Here is a 15,506-nt window from a genome sequence, read left to right as displayed (position 1 = left end):
CATGAGCAGTGCCGCCGCGTTCTCGTACGCCCCCTTGCTGCCGACCGGTCCGGATCAGACCGAATACCGCCTGGTCACCGACGAGGGCGTCGACGTCGTCCACGGGCCCGGGGGGCGCCGCTTCCTGACCGTGGAGCCGGCGGCGCTGACCGCGCTGACCGCCGAGGCGATGCACGACATCGCCCACTACCTGCGGCCGGCGCACCTGGCCCAGCTCCGGTCGATCATCGATGATCCGGCGGCCTCCCCGAACGACCGGTTCGTCGCGCTGGACCTGCTGCGCAACGCCAACATCGCCGCCGGTGGCGTGCTGCCGATGTGCCAGGACACCGGCACCGCGATCGTGATGGGCAAGCGGGGCCGGCACGTGCTCACCGACGGCTCCGACGCCGAGGCGATCTCGCGTGGGGTCTACCAGGCGTACACGCGGCTGAACCTGCGGTATTCGCAGCTCGCCCCGCTGACCATGTGGGACGAGCGGAACACCGGCAGCAACCTGCCCGCCCAGGTCGACCTGTACGCCGAGGACCCGGACGGCCACCCCGACACGTACAAGTTCCTGTTCATGGCCAAGGGCGGCGGTTCGGCCAACAAGTCCTACCTCTACCAGGAGACCAAGGCGCTGCTCAATCCGACGCGGATGATGCAGTTCCTGGAGGAGAAGCTGCGGCTGATCGGCACCTCGGCCTGCCCGCCGTACCACCTGGCGGTCGTCATCGGTGGCACCTCCGCCGAGTACGCCCTCAAGACCGCCAAGTACGCCTCGGCGAAGTACCTCGACACGTTGCCCACCTCCGGCTCGATGAGCGCGCACGGCTTCCGGGACCTGGAGCTGGAGGCCGAGGTGCTGGAGCTGACCCGCAACTTCGGCATCGGCGCGCAGTTCGGCGGCCGGTACTTCTGCCACGACGTGCGGGTGGTCCGGCTGCCCCGGCACGGCGCGTCCTGCCCGGTGGCGATCGCCGTGTCCTGCTCGGCCGACCGGCAGGCGGTCGCCAAGATCACCCCGTCGGGGGTGTGGCTGGAGCGCCTGGAGACCGACCCGGCGCGTTTCCTGCCGGACGTCACCGACGAGACCCTCGACGCCTCCGAGGTGGTGCGCGTCGACCTCAACCGGCCGATGGCCGAGATCCGGGCCGAGCTGTCGAAGTACCCGGTGAAGACCCGGCTGTCGCTGACCGGCCCGCTGGTGGTGGCCCGGGACATCGCCCACGCCAAGATCGCCGAGCGGCTCGACGCCGGTGAGCCGATGCCGCAGTACCTGCGCGACCACGCCGTCTACTACGCCGGCCCGGCCAAGACCCCCGAGGGCTACGCCTCCGGCTCGTTCGGCCCGACCACCGCCGGCCGGATGGACGCCTACGTGGCGAAGTTCCAGGCGGCCGGCGGCTCCCAGGTGATGCTGGCCAAGGGCAACCGCTCCGGCCAGGTGACCCGCTCCTGCCAGCAGCACGGCGGCTTCTACCTCGGTTCGATCGGCGGCCCGGCGGCCCGGCTGGCCCAGGACTGCATCAAGCACGTCGAGGTGCTGGAGTACGCCGAGCTGGGCATGGAGGCGGTCTGGAAGATCGAGGTGGAGGACTTCCCGGCCTTCATCGTGGTCGACGACAAGGGCAACGACTTCTTCGCCGAGGTCACCAAGCCGGTGCTGACCGTGGGCCGCCGCTGACGAGTCAACTCGCCACGCACACGCCTTAACATCGCTTGATGTTCCGACCGACGTACCCGATTCGTACTGCGCGGCTCACCCTGCGTCCGGTCACGCTGGACGATCTCGATGACGTGTGCTCCTGGCAGTGTCGACCGGAGGTCTTCCGCTGGACGCTCAGCGGGCCGCGTACCCGCGAGGAGTCGCGATCGTCGGTGGTCGCCATGGCGGGCGAGGACGCGCTCCGCGCCGAGGGGGACTGCCTGACGTTGGCCGTGGTCACCGACGTCGAGGTCATCGGGACGGTGGAGCTGGTCTGGCGCAGCCAGACCGACCGCACGGCTGAACTCGGGTACGTCTTCCATCCCGACCGGGGAGGTCGCGGGTTGGCTACGGAGGCCGCCACGGCGCTGTTGGACTGGGGGTTCACCGAGTTCGGACTGCACCGGATCTATGCCCGGTGTCACGGGCGCAATGCTGCGTCCGCCCGTCTGATGGCCCGGCTCGGCATGCGTCAGGAGGCGCACCACGTCGAAAGCTATCTGTTCCGAGGCGAGTGGGCCGACCAGCTCGTCTACGCCATCCTGGCGCGCGAGTGGAGCCTACGTGCGCTACGGGGCTGATGGGACTGCTGACGACTTCTTCGCCGTGATGTGCGAGGTTGCCGCACCTGGTGTGCGATGCCGTACATTCGCCGTACAGTAGGTTCGGGAGCGGCACACGACCGGATGGAGTCTCAGATGAGCGCCAAGACTGAGCGCATCGAGGTGAGAGCGGACGAGGCCAGTAAGTCGCGAATCGCCGAGGCGGCCGAGATGCTCGGCGAACCAGTGTCGGCCTTCATGGTGCGTTCTGCCCGTGCGGAGGCGGACAAAGTACTCGCAAGGGCGGAACGGACCATTATGCCCGCAGAGCAGTTTGACCTGCTCATCGCGGCACTCGACGAACCTGACGAGGCGCCGGTGCTTACCGAGATCGCCAACCGCCCCCGGCGTTTCCGGCGGGTGTGAGTTGTTTCTTTCCGGCCGGCTTAAAGACCAACACCAGCTCGCCTGCTTCGACTGTGGCGAGCCGTCGCTGAACATCTGGCTTGCCGAGCAGGCCCGCCGTGCTCAGCGCGCCGGGACGTCCCGCACCTATGTCTGGACCCCGGAGGGCAGCGACGACGTGGTGGCCTACTACTCGATTGCGCCGACGCAGGTCGAACGGGCCGGCTTGACCGGTGGGCAGGCGGGCGGTTTCAGCGTCGTTCCCGCCTACCTGCTGACCCGGTTCGCCCTTGATCGCTCCATTCAGGGACAGGGCCTCAGCGATGATCTTCTGCTGGACGCCGTAGAGGTCATCATCAGGGCGACGAGTGTAGCCGGCGGTCGTCTGATCGTTGTCGACGCGATCAACAGCCGGGTGGCGGCCTACTATCAGCAGCGGGGCTTTCAACCGATCAAGGGCGACGCCCTGCGGCTGGTCATGAAGGTCGAGACAGCCAAGCGGGCACTGAGCACGGGCAAGATGACGGTGAGCGCCGGTGGCGGTCTGGGTGTGGCAGGAATCGTCCTGTCCACCCCGCGCGGTGAGGCGGCGTCGGTCGTCGCTTCGCCAGACGAACTACGGGCGATCGCCAGCGAGCTGGAGAATCGCGCCGACCTCACGGAACCCTTCACCATGGATTCCCTGCGACAGGCCATCAAGGTGGCGCTCGGTAGGGATCCCTTCAGCGAGGTCTGAGAACTGGTTCCTCGTATGCTGCCAGGCAGGGACCCGGCAGTCGTGATTGAGTGCCCATGTGGCGGGGGGCGAGCCTCACCGGTTCTCGTTTCGGTGCAGTTGCTACAGCAGTCGCGAGTCGGGTCGATGCCCCGGGTCTTGCGTAGCGCGAAACCCGGCCCACCCACCGTCCGGAAGGCTGCCGGGCTCACTTCCTACAGGTGGTGCCGCAGGCTCTTCTGCGCTAGCCGACTCGCGGACGCATGCCCGGTAGTAGAGGCGCCGGGCATGCGGGTCAGCCCTGGCGGTAGCGCGTCCGGACTGCGTAGAGCGCGGTCGCGCCCTCCCCTCGGTCCTGCCCGGCAATTCGGAGATCTTTCACGGCGGCCACGACGTGCTGTCCGGTTGCGCCACTGCCGGCGTCTACCCAGACCTGCACGGTTCCGTGTTCGGGTAGCTCACGCGGTCCCACCGCCAGAACTTCGGATCTTGGCATGGAGGCTCCTCCTGCAGCATGCGTCTTCATGCCAAACGGTAGACGATAAAGTTGGCACAACTTCAAGTCATTCTATTGGCCTAGTTGCTGGATGCATAGGTTGGCCTACTCTCCGGCCAGGGACGATGGATGAGTGGCCAACCTGGAGTCAGCGGTACGGAAGCTGCGCGCGGCGCAGGCTGGCGTGCCCCGCGCCGAGGAGCGGGCGGCCAAGCTCATCGCTGAAGCCCGCGCCCAGGTGAAAGCTGCGCGTGTCGAGCTGGCCGAGGCGATCCGGGCCGCTGACCGGGACGGCACACGCCAGGTCGACATCGTGACGGCCACCGGCTACAGCCGGGAGCGAATCCGGCAGATCATCCGCAACGGAGAAGACTGACTGGCATGACCGCCGAGATCGACCCGGTGCTGCCGGTGCCGCGATACCGGCAACTCGCCGTGATCCTGCGCAAGGCGATCGAGGTCGGCCTGCCCGAGTTGTAGTTGACCCTTACCTCGAACAACTCTGATGCCTGCTCTGGCGCACCGTCGGGCCTGTGGTCATGGAAGACCGGTCGATGGCTGGTGGCGTACTCCTGCGTGCACCACCCGGGGTGGAGATCCCCTCGGGGGTATGGAGTTGCTCCCTGCGCAGCGGGGTACCGCGTGGTACGGTTTGGTACATGATGAGGATTACCCTGCGGGAGTTCCGCGATGGCGCGGGCCGAGTGTTGGACGGGGTCGAGCGCACCGGGGAGCCGGTCATCATCACCAAGTACGAGCGGCCCGTCGCCGTGTTGCTCGGAATCGACGAGTGGGAGGAGATCGAGGCGTTCCGAGACCGCAGGGACTCGGCGGTGATCGCTCGTTCTCGTGCCGAGGGGCAGTTCGTGCCGCTGTCGGCGGCTCTGGAGTCGCTCGGAGTTGATCCCCTCGAGGTGGAAGCGCTGTTGGCCGACCGGGCCGGCGGTGCGGCGGCGTGAAGGTTCAGATCGACCGGGATGTGTTGGTTTGGCTGCACAAACAGCCGCGTAACGTGTTCCTGACTGTCCTGAGCGCGATCCTCGGCCTGGTTTCCGACCCGGTGCCGCAGAGTTCGACCGAGATGCGCGATGGGTCCGGGCGTCGGTTGCGTGTCGGGGACTACCGGGTCCTCTACCGCCTGGACGGCGACGAGTTGACCGTCCACGACGTCGGGCATCGCAAGGACGTCTACTCGTAAGCACCCAGCTCCGGCGACCTTGCCCGGCTGCAACAGTCAAGTGGCCAACCTGGGGCGGCGGGTGACACCACTCTTTCCCTGATCGAGCACGATCTTGCCCTACCGCCCGTTTTCTCCCGAGCCCCGCTGCGAGCAGGGGGAGCGCGGGGCAGGATGGGACGGGTGACGACTCCAGAGGCAGCGGGCTACCGGATCGAACGCGACTCGATGGGCGAGGTGGAGGTGCCCGCCGAGGCGCTGTGGCGGGCGCAGACCCAGCGCGCGGTGCAGAACTTCCCGATCTCCGGCCGGGGCATCGAACCGGCCCAGATCAAGGCACTCGCCCAGATCAAGGGGGCCGCCGCCCTGGTCAACAGCGAGCTGGGGGTGATCGGCGCGGACGTCGCCGAGGCGATCGCCACCGCCGCCGCGCACGTGGCCGACGGCGGGTACGACGACCAGTTCCCGATCGACGTGTTCCAGACCGGCTCGGGCACCTCGTCGAACATGAACACCAACGAGGTGATCGCCACCCTCGCCACCCGGGAGCTGGGCCGGGACGTGCACCCGAACGACGACGTGAACGCCTCGCAGTCCAGCAACGACGTCTTCCCGTCGTCGATCCACCTGGCCGCCACCCAGTTCGTGGTGGAGGACCTGCTGCCGTCGCTGCGCCACCTGGCGGAGGCGCTGGAGGCGAAGGCGGCCGAGTTCGAGACGGTGGTCAAGGCGGGGCGTACCCACCTGATGGACGCCACCCCGGTCACCCTGGGGCAGGAGTTCGGCGGGTACGCCGCGCAGGTCCGCTACGGCGTCGAGCGGTTGGAGTCGGCGCTGCCCCGGCTGGCCGAGCTGCCGTTGGGCGGCACCGCCGTGGGCACCGGCATCAACACCCCGCTGGGTTTCGCCGGAAAGGTGATCGAGAAGCTGCGCGCCTCGACCGGGCTGCCGTTGACCGAGGCCCGCAACCACTTCGAGGCGCAGGGGGCGCGGGACGCGTTGGTCGAGACGTCCGGCCAGTTGCGTACCGTCGCGGTCGGGCTCTACAAGATCGCCAACGACGTGCGCTGGATGGGTTCCGGCCCCCGGGCGGGCCTGCGGGAGCTGCGCATCCCCGACCTCCAGCCCGGCTCGTCGATCATGCCGGGCAAGGTCAACCCGGTGGTCGCCGAGGCGGTGCGGCAGGTCTGCGCCCAGGTGATCGGCAACGACGCGGCGGTCGCGTTCGCCGGCAGCCAGGGCGACTTCGAGCTGAACGTGATGCTCCCGGTGATGGGCCGCAACCTGCTCGAATCGATCAAGTTGCTCTCCGCGTCCAGCCGGATCTTCGCCGACCGCCTGGTGGCCGGCCTGGTCGCGGACGCCGAGGTCTGCCTGGCGTACGCGGAGGGGTCGCCGTCGATCGTCACCCCGCTCAACCGCCACCTCGGGTACGACGAGGCCGCCTCGATCGCCAAGGAGGCGCTGGCGAAGCAGGTCAGCATCCGCGAGGTGGTGCTCTCCCGGGGGCACGTCGACTCCGGCAAACTCACCGAGACCCAGCTCGACGAGGCCCTCGACCTGCTCCGGATGACCCACCCCTGACCCACCCCGGCCCCTGCCCGGCCCGGCCCGGCTTGATCGACTCCTATGGGCCGATGGAGCGGTGTCAGACGGATTCGACAGCGCTACATCGGCCCCCATGAGTGGATCATGGCTCGGTCGGTGGGCGGGCGCGGGGAACCCAGGCGAGGAAACGGGCGAAGAGGGTCGCCGGGTCGGGGCCGGTGTCGGGATAGAGCCGGTACAGGTCGGCGGCGGCGTCGTGCAGCACGGTGCACAGGTAGATGTTGAGCGCGACCCGGTCGTGGGCGTACTCGGAGACGAGGGTGAGTCGGGCGGCCCCGCAGGGCCACGGCGCGGCGCACACCCGACACAGCCAGAGTGGGCGCAGCGGCAGGTGCGGGCGCGGTATCCCCTGGCGCGGCCCACTCCGGCCGGCCGGGTCAGGTGGTCCGCCGGGACGGGGTGATCCGCCCGGGGTGACCGCCGGGCTCATCGGCGTCCCCGGTTGGCCCGCCACTCCTGGGCCAGCGTGAGCCAACCGACCCGGCCCACTCGCGGAAACGACACCGTGGTGTCCTCCCACCCGGGCGGAGCCGACCCGGCGGTGGGTGGTGCGGCCGACCCGGCGTCAGGGCGGATAGCGGGTGTTCCGCCCGGGTGGGTTCCGGGCCGGGCCGGGTGGTGGCCGGCGGCTCGCCGGTCGCCCGGGTTCCCGCTCGGGCCGAGGATGGGTTCGTCGGCCCGGCCGAGGGGGTGGGGCATCTCGGGTGGGGCTGCGTCGGGGCGTCGGGTGGAGCAGAGCCTGCGGGCAAGCCGGTGTCGCCAGGTGAGCCGGGGCATCGCGTCGCCTCCATGGTGGGTCGGCTGGTCGTCTCCCCCGGCGGTGGGACCGCCGGCCGGGGAGCGGGCTGTCCCACCGCGACACCGCCCGCCCGGAGGGGTGGGCGGTCGATGTCGCACTTCACAGTCTGCTGATGAAACCACTACGGTGTGAAGGGTTGTTGTCGGCTTCCGGTCTTGTCCTGTGTCTGCGACTTTCCTGGTCGGCGTGGTGTCGGAGTCGATCGTCGGGGCGGTGGAGGGCTGCTGGAGATGACGGACGGGCGGATGACGGCGGCGGCTTTCCTCGTCGCGGAGCTACGGCGGGCCCGGACCCGGCGGGGCTGGAGTCAGGACGACCTCGCCAAGGCGGTGAACTACTCGGCGTCGATGGTCAGCGCGATAGAGCTGGGCCAGCAGCCACCCACCGCGAAATACCTCGAACTGGCCGACAGGGCCCTCGACACCGGCGGCATCTTCAGCCGGATGCTCACCGATCTGGTCGCCCTCGACCGGGCCCGGGTGTGGCAACTCGGCTGGCGACCCTGCCCGACGGCATGGAGCTGGGATGTGTCGGCGGGCAGGTCCGTACCCAGGAGTTCAGCGAGCCCGACGTCCTGACCCGGATGCGGGAGGTCTGGGAGTCGACTCTCGGTGAGGCGTTGCCCCCGGCGGAGTCCATCGAGTTGATGCGGCAGGTGGCGGAGTCGTGGAACTGACCGGCGCGGCAGGTCGCGCGGTTCCCGGGCCGACCGGCCCGGTCTGGCGCAAGAGCACCCGGAGTAGTCAGAACCACGACTGTGTCGAGGTGGCGAATCTGGTCGGCATGGTCGGGGTGCGGGACAGCAAGGACCCGGCGGGCCCGGTGCTCACCTTCCCGGCGTACTCCTGGCGGGTCTTCGTGGCGGCGCCCCCGCGCTGACGGGACCGGCGCGGTGGACGGTCGCCGCTGGCCCGGTCACCGCCGGGATAACCGGTCGACCGGGCGGCTCGCGGGCGGCATGATGCGGGTCGTGACGGGCCTGGGCGGGGTGTTGCTGACGACGGCACGGCTGCGGCTGCGCCGCTTCACCGAAGACGACGTGCCGCATCTGGTCGAGCTGGACAGCGACCCGGAGGTGATGCGGTTCCTCACCGGCGGCCGGCCCACCCCCCTCGCCACCGTGCGGGACGAGCAGTTGCCCCGGCTTCTCGCCGGCTACGACCGCTACCCGGGGCAGGGCCGGTGGGCTGCCGAGGATGCTGTCGACGGCACCTTTCTGGGCTGGTTCGCGCTCGACCCGTCCGACGACGGCACCGGGCCGGAGTTGGGTTACCGGCTGCGCCGGGCGGCCTGGGGGCGGGGCCTGGCCACCGAGGGGGCCCGCGCGCTGGTCGGCCACGCCTTCGACACCCCTGGGGTACGCCGGGTGTGGGCGCAGACGATGGCGGTCAACGTGCGGTCCCGGGCGGTGCTGGCGAAGGCCGGCCTGCGGTACGTCCGCACCTTCCACGCCGACTGGCCCGACCCGATCGCCGGAACGGAGCACGGCGAGGTGGAGTACGAGCTGCTCAGGGGCGACTACCAGCCGCCTTCCGGGCCCGGTAGGCGCTGACCGCGACCCGGTTGCCGCAGCCTGCTTCGCAGAATCGGCGGGACCGGTTCTTGGACAGGTCGACCAGCACGTTGGCGCACTCCGGGTGGGCGCAGTGCCGCAGCCGGCCCAGCTCGTCGCCGCGGACCAGGTCGGCGACGGCCATCGCCGCCTCGACGGCCATCCGGGTGGCCAGCGGGGCGTCCCGGGGCACCGCGTGCACGTGGTAGGGCTGGTCGTCGTGCCGGATGAGCTGCGGCAGTGCCCGGGACTCGCGGAGCAGGTCGTTGACCACGGTGACGACGGTGTCCGGGTCGTCGTCCCAGAGCCGGCGCAGTCGGGGGCGTAACGCCCGGACGGCGCGCAGCTCGGCCCCGGTGCGGTCGTGTCGCCCGGTCCACCGGTTCGCGGCGACGAAGCGGTCCAGTGCGGCGATGTCGGGCAACCCTTCGCCGTCCCGGTTGTCGGTGTTGACCAGTGCGGCAGCGGCGGTCAGCCCGCACTCCGTGTCATGAGCGAAAAGCAACTTGACCCCTGTCGTAGTCGGCCGCTAGCGTCACCGGCGTAATCCTACTTTGCTGATGTCACGCCCGAGGAGCCCCGATGCCGCACCGATCCACCGCCGGCACCGGGCTGGCGCTCGCCCTGCTCTCCGCCGTCACGTTCGCCACCTCCGGCACCTTTGCCCGCTCGCTGATCGAGGCCGGCTGGTCGGCCGAGGCCGTCGTGGTCGCCCGGGTCGGCCTGGCCGCCCTGGTGCTGGCCGTCCCCGCCGTGCTCGCGCTGCGCGGCCGGGCCGGCGTGCTGCGCCGCAACCTCGGCCCGGTCACCGTCTTCGGTCTGCTCGGCGTCGCCACCGCCCAGGCATGCTTCTTCAACGCCGTCCGCTACCTGCCGGTGGGGGTGGCCCTGCTGCTGGAATACCTCGGCATCATCCTCGTGGTCGGCTGGCTGTGGCTGGTGCACGGGCAGCGCCCCCGCAGGCTCACCGTGGTCGGCTCGCTGGCCGCCCTGGCCGGGCTCGTCCTGGTGCTCGACCTGACCGGCGCGGGCCGGCTCGACCCGGTCGGCGTGCTCTGGGGTCTCGGCGCGGCTGTCGGGCTGGCCGGCTACTTCGTCCTCGCCGCGCGGGTCGACGCCGACCTGCCCTCGGTCACCATGGCCAGCGGCGGGATGGCCGTCGGCGCAGCCGTGCTGGCCCTGCTCGGCCTGGTCGGGGTGCTGCCGCTGCGGGCCACCTTCGGCGCGGTCGACTTCGCCGGGCAGCGCACCAGCTGGCTCGTCCCGATCGCCGGGCTGTCACTGATCGCCGCCGTGGTGGCCTACCTGACCGGGATCGCCGCGACCCGCATCCTCGGGGCCCGGCTGTCGTCGTTCGTCGGGCTGACCGAGGTGATGTTCGCGGTGCTCATCGCCTGGCTGGTGCTGGGTGAGCTGCCGGTGCCGGTGCAGCTCGCCGGGGGTGCGCTGATCGTCGCCGGGGTGGCGCTGGTCCGCCTCGACGAGCTGCGCGAGGGCCGCATCGAACGGGCGGCGGAGCGGACGGACGAGCCGGCCCTGACCTGAGCCGGACGAGCGGGCCCTGATCCGGGTGGGCGAGCCGGCACTGACCTGGGCCGGGCGGTCACGCGGCGATGACCTGGGCCGGGGCGGTCACGCGGCGCTGAACTGAGTCGGGTGGATCGGCGCTGCCGTGACCGGGTGGCGACCTGCTCGGCGTGGCCGGGTACGACGACGTGAGAGGGTGTCGGGCATGCTCAGCGTGGTGGTGTTCGACGCCGACGAGACCCTGATCGACCTGCGGCCGGCGGTCACCGGCGCCCTGGTGGCCGTACTGGAGGAGATGCGTCGCCGGACCCCGGTGGCGGCCGGGGTGACCCTCGCCGAGGTGGAGTCCGACTGGCAGGCGGTCTTCGGGTCGATGACCGCCGCACCGGTGATGGAGATCCGCCGGGCCGCGCTGGCCCGGTCCCTCGACCGGGCCGGGCTGGTCGGCCAGCTCGACGAGTTCGCCGAACTCTTCTTCACCAGGCGCTACGCGCTCAGCCACCCGTACCCCGACACCCTGCCGGCGCTGGCCGCCCTGCGCGCCGACTTCACCCTCGGGTACGCCACCAACGGCAACAGCCGGGCCGAACGCTGCGGCCTGCCCGGGGAGTTCGCCTTCGAGTTGTATGCCCACGAGGGCGGCCTGCCCAAGAAGCCCGACCCGGCGTTCTACGCCGCGGTCGTCGCCGCCGCCGGGGTGCCGGCGGAACGGATCGCGTACGTCGGCGACTCGATCTCCCACGACGTGCTCGGCCCCCAGCAGGCCGGAATGCGCGGCATCTGGCTCAACCGGCTCGGACTTCCTCTCCCCGAAGGGGTGCGCCCCGACGCCGAGGTAGGCACGCTCACCGAGTTGCCGGCGGCGCTGCGCAGCCTGCAACCGACGAATGCCTGATGCGAGGCCAAATCCGACTTGTATCTGGCGGAATTGCCGCCGGTGCTATGGGATGGCTGCCACGTCCCTCAACGAGAGGATCTGATGTGGTGAGCAAGCGCTTCACCGCCGGAGCCGTCGCGACCGCGGCGGCCCTGGCACTTACGGTGACCGGCCTGACCGTCCCGGCGAACGCCGGGCCGACCACCAGCCGTACGTTCACCGTGGTGGCCGAGGACGGCGTCTCGGCGGACGCGGCGATCGCCGCGATCCGCGCCGCCGGTGGCACCGTCGTGTCCCGTACGGACGACGTCGGTCTGTTCCAGGTCACCAGCGACCGGGCCGACTTCGCCGGCCGGGTCACCGCCGCTTCCGCGCTGGTCGGCGCGGCCGAGCAGCGGGCCATCGGCCGTAAGCCCAAGCTGGACCGGGTCGCGCAGGAGAACCTGCTGACCCAGACCAAGCAGGCGGTCAAGGCCAAGGGCAACGCCAACGGCAAGAAGCTCGACCCGCTCGACGACAAGCTCTGGGGCCTCGGCATGATCGGGGCCGACAAGGCCCGCAAGGTCATGCCGGGCGACAAGCGGGTCACCGTCGGCATCCTGGACACCGGCGTCGACGCCAGCCAGCCCGACCTCGCGCCCAACTTCAACTGGGCGCTGTCGCGCAACTTCGCCCCGGACATCGCCGACGTCGACGGCCCGTGCGAGGTGGCGAGCTGCCTCGACCCGGTCGGCACCGACGACGGCGGGCACGGCACCCACGTCGCCGGCACCATCGGTGCGGCGGCCAACGGCTTCGGCCTGTCCGGTGTCGCCCCGAACGTCTCGCTGGTGGAGCTCAAGGGCGGCCAGGACTCGGGATACTTCTTCCTCAACCCGGTCGTCAACGCCCTGGTGCACGCCGGCAAGTCCGGCCTCGACGTGGTCAACATGTCGTTCTACGTCGACCCGTGGCTCTACAACTGCACCGCCAACCCGGCCGACTCGCCCGAGTCGCAGGCCGAGCAGCGGGCCGTCATCAAGGCGATGAAGCGGGCCCTGAACTTCGCCCACAACAAGGGCGTCACCCTGGTCGGCTCGCTCGGCAACAACCACGAGGACCTCGGCGCACCCCGTACCGACGTGTCCAGCCCGGACTACGGCGCCGACCCGTACCCGCGCCCGATCGACAACGACAGCTGCTGGGACTTCCCGGTGGAGGGTCCGCACGTGATCGGCGTGTCCGCCGTCGGACCGTCCGGCAAGAAGTCCGACTACTCCAACTACGGCACCGAGCAGATCTCGGTCGCCGCGCCGGGTGGCTGGTTCCGCGACGGCTTCGGCACCGACACCTACCGCACCGACGCCAACATGATCCTCTCCACGTACCCGAAGAAGGTGCTCCAGGAGGAGGGTTCGGTCGACGAGAACGGCAACGTCGTGCCGGGCTTCGAGAACTCGGTGTTCAAGCAGTGCACCACCGCCGGTGAGTGTGGCTACTACACCTACCTGCAGGGCACCTCGATGGCGTCGCCGCACGTCAGCGGGGTCGCCGCGCTGATCGTCAGCAAGTGGGGCAAGAAGGAGGGGAAGGACGGCTACGGCCTGGCGCCGGCCAAGGTGGAGCAGCACCTCTACCGGACCGCCGCCGAGCACGCCTGCCCGGAGCCGCGCCTGCAGAGCTACGCCAACGAGGGCCGCTCGGCCGAGTTCGACGCGTACTGCGCCGGGTCGCTGAACTTCAACGGCTTCTACGGGTACGGCATCGTGGACGCGAACGCCGCGGTGCGCAGCCCGCTCAAGCCGAACGTCGCTCCCTGACGCGCGGCACCCCGGCTGACGCCCGACACCTGGGCTGACGCTCGACGTTCCCAGGAGGGGCCCGGACGACGGAGGTCGTCCGGGCCCCTCCGCGTCCCGCCCTGGCCGGTCGTGGTCCGTCGATGATCGACTCAAGGGGGGGCGATATTGCGGTGTCGGGGTGGGCGGGATACCGCAACATCGGCCCAAGGGAGTGGATCATCGGCGCCAACCCCGTTGGGCGAGGACGTCGCGCACCTCGCGGAGCACGGCGGGGAAGTCGTCCCGCAGGCGACGGCTGGTCACATGCAGCACGACCCAGCCGGCAGCGATCAACTGGTTGAGCCGGCGGCGGTCCCGGTGCATCTGGTCCGGGTCGGTGTGCCAGTGGCCGTCGTACTCCACCGCCACCCCGAACTCCGGCCACGCCAGATCGGGATGCAACACCAGACCGGACGGCAGCCGTACGGGATGCTGGGCGACCGGCCGGGGCAGGCCGGCCAGCACGAGCCGGACCCGCAGGTGCGACTCGGGTGGCGACTGTGCGGCCGGGTCGGCCAGGGCGAAGACCCGGCTGGCCCGTCGACCGCCCCGCCGGTCGGCGAACCGCTGCGCGATCTCGGCGAGCGCGGCCGGGCTGGTCAGGCCGCCACCGAGCAGTGCGTCGACGATCCCCACCGCGCGGACCGGCTCCAGCCACGCCGCTGTCTCCCAGGCTGCGAGCGCAGGAGACGACCGGGGCGGGCTGAGCGGCATCGGAGGCGGGCCGAGCGTGGTGGCCGCAGGCAGCCCGGGTGGGACGGCTGCAGAGCGGTCGAGCCTGGTGGTCCGAGGGAGGTCGTGCCTGGCGGTCCCGGGGAGGTCGAGTGGGGTGGCTTCAGGGTGATGGTCGGACGGGGGCGGTCGCCGGGACCCGGCCGGTCCGCCGGGGTCGGCTACCGAGTGCACCCGGATACCACCCGGGGAGCCGAGCCGGACCCCACCGGGGGAGCCGAGCCGGACCCCACCGGGGGAGGTGACCGTGGTGGCTCCCTGGGAGCCGACCCGCGCCGCCCGGGGCACGAGAACGTGCACCTCGTCACCGAAGCCGGCGGCGTGCTCCACCCCGTGCAGATACGCCGCCGACGGGCCGGCGATGACCGATCCGGCGGGCATCCGAAGGATGGCGGCGCGGCAGATCAGGGCGTGGTCCCGGTCGAGGCGGGCGTCGGCGTACACGTCGTGACCGAGGCGGAGCCAGGCTGCCCCGCGTAGTTGGTGTCGGGTGAGCAGGCCACGCCGGATCGCGTCCGAGCCGCGGAACACCTGCCAGGCGAGGGCCTCCGGCCGATGCGGTTGAGGTGGCATGACACCAGCCTCGGGCCGCCCGGCCGTCCGGCGACACCCCTGTGGACAACCGCGCCCGCCCGCGCCCCCCGCCCCTGTGGACAAGCCCCCTCACACCGTGCCATGTGGTAAGGCGGCGCAACCGATCCGCCGCCCACGATCCAGCCGCCCCCTTCCGTCGCGCGGACAGGTGGGCGGCCGGCGATGGCGCGTCTTGATCGACTCACCTGGGCCGAAGTTGCGGGGTGAGACTCGGCGGGAGACCGCTACCAAGGCCCACGTGAGTCGATCATCCTCGCTCTTCCCGACGGTGCGGGCGGTCAGGACAGGGCGGTGGCGATCGTCCGGGCGGCGGTGGTGACCTGCGGGCCGACGGTGTCGACCGGCAGCGGGGCCAGCGAGATCACCCCGACGCTCGCCTCCAGGCCGGGCACCCCGAGCACCGGCGCGGCCACCCCGTACGCCCCGGCCTGGAGTTCCCCGGCGGTGCTCACCGGGGCGGTGAGGCCGGCCCGCCCGGCGAGGACGGCCCGCCCGGCGGCCCCGCGTTCCAGCGGGTGCCGGGTCCCCGGCCGGTACGCCACGTGGAACGACGTCCAGCTCGGCTCGACCACGGCCAGGGCCACCCCTTCGCCGCCCTCCACCACGGTCAGGTGCGCGGTCGCCCCGGTCTGCTCGGCGAGCCGCCGCAGCGCGGGCAGCGCCCCTTCGGCGAGCAGCGGTTGGGCCCGCCGGGCCAGGTGCAGCACGCCGACACCGAGACGCAACCGACCGTCACCGCCCCGGCGCAGCATCCCGTGCCCGGTCAGCGCGCCGACCAGCCGGTAGACGGCGGCCCGGCCGATGCCGAGCCGGTGGGCGGCCTCGGTGACGGTCAGCCCGGTCGACGCGTCGGCGACCAGGTGCAGCAGGCGCAGGCCCCGGTCCAGGGTCTGCGCCGTCTCGCCACCCGCAGGCGTCTGGTTGCCCGGCTCGCCGGGGGCCGTCGTCTCCACAGCAGGAGCGTACGACCCG

General features: G+C 71.2%; 17 protein-coding genes and 1 pseudogene. 14 read left to right on the top strand and 4 right to left on the bottom strand.

Annotation, left to right across the window (positions count from 1 at the left end):
* The first annotated feature begins 1 nt into the window (after position 1).
* The 8 genes from AB0C22_RS20515 to AB0C22_RS20480 all read left to right on the top strand — a co-directional run bounded on the left by AB0C22_RS20515 (position 2) and on the right by AB0C22_RS20480 (position 6,609).
* Entirely contained in the window at positions 2 to 1,669 is a 1,668-nt protein-coding gene (locus AB0C22_RS20515) for a fumarate hydratase (protein WP_357536434.1), read from the top strand.
* 38 nt (positions 1,670 to 1,707) lie between these two features.
* Positions 1,708 to 2,271, top strand: coding sequence for a GNAT family N-acetyltransferase (locus AB0C22_RS20510; RefSeq protein WP_219465031.1), 564 nt, complete (start codon positions 1,708 to 1,710; stop codon positions 2,269 to 2,271).
* A 117-nt stretch (positions 2,272 to 2,388) separates the two neighbouring features.
* Positions 2,389 to 2,658: a DUF1778 domain-containing protein gene (locus AB0C22_RS20505; RefSeq protein ID WP_157746987.1), complete on the top strand. Its 270-nt coding sequence runs from the start codon at positions 2,389 to 2,391 to the stop codon at positions 2,656 to 2,658.
* Position 2,659: 1 nt separating this feature from the next.
* Complete coding sequence (locus tag AB0C22_RS20500) at positions 2,660 to 3,373, top strand: hypothetical protein (protein ID WP_219465029.1); 714 nt, start codon at positions 2,660 to 2,662, stop codon at positions 3,371 to 3,373.
* Positions 3,374 to 3,981: 608 nt separating this feature from the next.
* Positions 3,982 to 4,224 carry a hypothetical protein gene (locus AB0C22_RS20495; protein WP_219465028.1) on the top strand — a complete coding sequence of 81 codons (243 nt, stop codon included), beginning with the start codon at positions 3,982 to 3,984 and terminating at the stop codon, positions 4,222 to 4,224.
* A gap of 283 nt (positions 4,225 to 4,507) precedes the next feature.
* Positions 4,508 to 4,807 carry a type II toxin-antitoxin system Phd/YefM family antitoxin gene (locus AB0C22_RS20490; protein ID WP_357536431.1) on the top strand — a complete coding sequence of 100 codons (300 nt, stop codon included), beginning with the start codon at positions 4,508 to 4,510 and terminating at the stop codon, positions 4,805 to 4,807.
* On the top strand, positions 4,804 to 5,046 hold the full coding sequence (locus tag AB0C22_RS20485) for a type II toxin-antitoxin system RelE/ParE family toxin (RefSeq protein WP_219465025.1): 243 nt from the start codon (positions 4,804 to 4,806) through the stop codon (positions 5,044 to 5,046). Before AB0C22_RS20490 ends, AB0C22_RS20485 begins: the two co-directional genes overlap by 4 nt.
* Before the next feature lie 153 nt (positions 5,047 to 5,199).
* Positions 5,200 to 6,609, top strand: a complete 1,410-nt coding sequence (locus AB0C22_RS20480; protein ID WP_357536429.1) for a class II fumarate hydratase — start codon at positions 5,200 to 5,202, stop codon at positions 6,607 to 6,609.
* Positions 6,610 to 6,715: 106 nt separating this feature from the next.
* Here AB0C22_RS20480 and AB0C22_RS20475 read toward each other — a convergent pair whose 3' ends face one another.
* Positions 6,716 to 7,063: a hypothetical protein gene (locus tag AB0C22_RS20475; RefSeq protein WP_357536427.1), complete on the bottom strand. Its 348-nt coding sequence runs from the start codon at positions 7,061 to 7,063 to the stop codon at positions 6,716 to 6,718.
* 599 nt (positions 7,064 to 7,662) lie between these two features.
* Here AB0C22_RS20475 and AB0C22_RS20470 point away from each other — a divergent pair.
* From AB0C22_RS20470 to AB0C22_RS20460, 3 genes and pseudogenes are all read left to right on the top strand, one after another.
* Positions 7,663 to 8,108: pseudogene (locus AB0C22_RS20470) on the top strand (helix-turn-helix transcriptional regulator).
* Positions 8,099 to 8,311, top strand: a complete 213-nt coding sequence (locus tag AB0C22_RS20465) for a DUF397 domain-containing protein (RefSeq protein WP_308290928.1) — start codon at positions 8,099 to 8,101, stop codon at positions 8,309 to 8,311. Before AB0C22_RS20470 ends, AB0C22_RS20465 begins: the two are co-directional and overlap by 10 nt.
* Positions 8,312 to 8,402: 91 nt before the next feature.
* Positions 8,403 to 8,984, top strand: coding sequence for a GNAT family N-acetyltransferase (locus AB0C22_RS20460; RefSeq protein ID WP_219465021.1), 582 nt, complete (start codon positions 8,403 to 8,405; stop codon positions 8,982 to 8,984).
* Here the strand turns inward: AB0C22_RS20460 and AB0C22_RS20455 are convergent.
* Positions 8,941 to 9,489: a CGNR zinc finger domain-containing protein gene (locus AB0C22_RS20455; RefSeq protein WP_208567801.1), complete on the bottom strand. Its 549-nt coding sequence runs from the start codon at positions 9,487 to 9,489 to the stop codon at positions 8,941 to 8,943. The two genes, AB0C22_RS20460 and AB0C22_RS20455, sit on opposite strands and share 44 nt — an antisense overlap.
* A gap of 77 nt (positions 9,490 to 9,566) precedes the next feature.
* Here AB0C22_RS20455 and AB0C22_RS20450 point away from each other — a divergent pair, with 77 nt between their 5' ends.
* The 3 genes from AB0C22_RS20450 (at position 9,567) to AB0C22_RS20440 (ending at position 13,187) form a co-directional block, all read left to right on the top strand.
* The gene (locus tag AB0C22_RS20450) at positions 9,567 to 10,529 is read left to right on the top strand and encodes an EamA family transporter (RefSeq protein ID WP_219465019.1); all 963 of its coding nucleotides are present in this window, start codon (positions 9,567 to 9,569) and stop codon (positions 10,527 to 10,529) included.
* 187 nt (positions 10,530 to 10,716) lie between these two features.
* Positions 10,717 to 11,406, top strand: a complete 690-nt coding sequence (locus AB0C22_RS20445) for an HAD family hydrolase (RefSeq protein WP_357536424.1) — start codon at positions 10,717 to 10,719, stop codon at positions 11,404 to 11,406.
* 89 nt (positions 11,407 to 11,495) lie between these two features.
* Entirely contained in the window at positions 11,496 to 13,187 is a 1,692-nt protein-coding gene (locus AB0C22_RS20440; RefSeq protein WP_357536423.1) for a S8 family serine peptidase, read from the top strand.
* Positions 13,188 to 13,385: 198 nt separating this feature from the next.
* Here the strand turns inward: AB0C22_RS20440 and AB0C22_RS20435 are convergent, their stop codons facing one another.
* The gene (locus AB0C22_RS20435; RefSeq protein WP_357536422.1) at positions 13,386 to 14,513 is read right to left on the bottom strand and encodes a hypothetical protein; all 1,128 of its coding nucleotides are present in this window, start codon (positions 14,511 to 14,513) and stop codon (positions 13,386 to 13,388) included.
* Positions 14,514 to 14,812: 299 nt separating this feature from the next.
* Positions 14,813 to 15,487: a helix-turn-helix domain-containing protein gene (locus AB0C22_RS20430; protein WP_219465015.1), complete on the bottom strand. Its 675-nt coding sequence runs from the start codon at positions 15,485 to 15,487 to the stop codon at positions 14,813 to 14,815.
* Positions 15,488 to 15,506: the final 19 nt, after the last annotated feature.

Source organism: Micromonospora sp. NPDC048894, assembly GCF_040649765.1.
Classification (GTDB): Bacteria; Actinomycetota; Actinomycetes; order Mycobacteriales; family Micromonosporaceae; genus Micromonospora; species Micromonospora antibiotica.
The sequence above is the reverse complement of the archived record's forward strand: the minus strand, read 5'-3'. Positions and strand labels throughout refer to the sequence as shown.